General features: G+C 56.6%; 1 protein-coding gene. It reads right to left on the bottom strand.

Annotation, left to right across the window (positions count from 1 at the left end):
• Positions 1-241: short-chain dehydrogenase (locus GHO25_RS25890; protein WP_153393463.1), on the bottom strand; the 241-nt coding region annotated here is incomplete at its 3' end.
• Positions 242-325 lie beyond the last annotated feature (84 nt).

The following is a 325-nucleotide window of genomic DNA, read 5'->3' as shown; positions in this document are numbered from 1 at the left end:
CGTCGAGCACGTCGCAGCCATCGCGCAGCAATAACACTGCGGTGCTGGCCAGGTGTTTGAGATCAATGGCGTCGGCCTCGGCCAGTTCGCGGCTGGCGAAGGTTTCCATCAATTGGGTAACCGCCAAAACACGGGCAGCCGCGTTGGCGTGCAACACGTCCAGTGGCGCGTTGCGGTCGATCAATAAGGCGGGAATGGTGCAGTCAATGGCGGTCAGCGGGATGTAAGGTGAATTCGTCATAAGTTAAGTCCAATGGTTAGACGCACTAACGTTATTCATCTTTTCATTCCAAGTCGCCAAACCTGGTCGCCATGAGGGCGAGCG

The organism is Pseudomonas sp. FSL R10-1350 (assembly GCF_009600525.1).
Classification (GTDB): Bacteria; Pseudomonadota; Gammaproteobacteria; order Pseudomonadales; family Pseudomonadaceae; genus Aquipseudomonas; species Aquipseudomonas helleri.
Note: the sequence above shows the minus strand (reverse complement) of the source record. Positions and strands in the feature narration are given on the sequence as shown.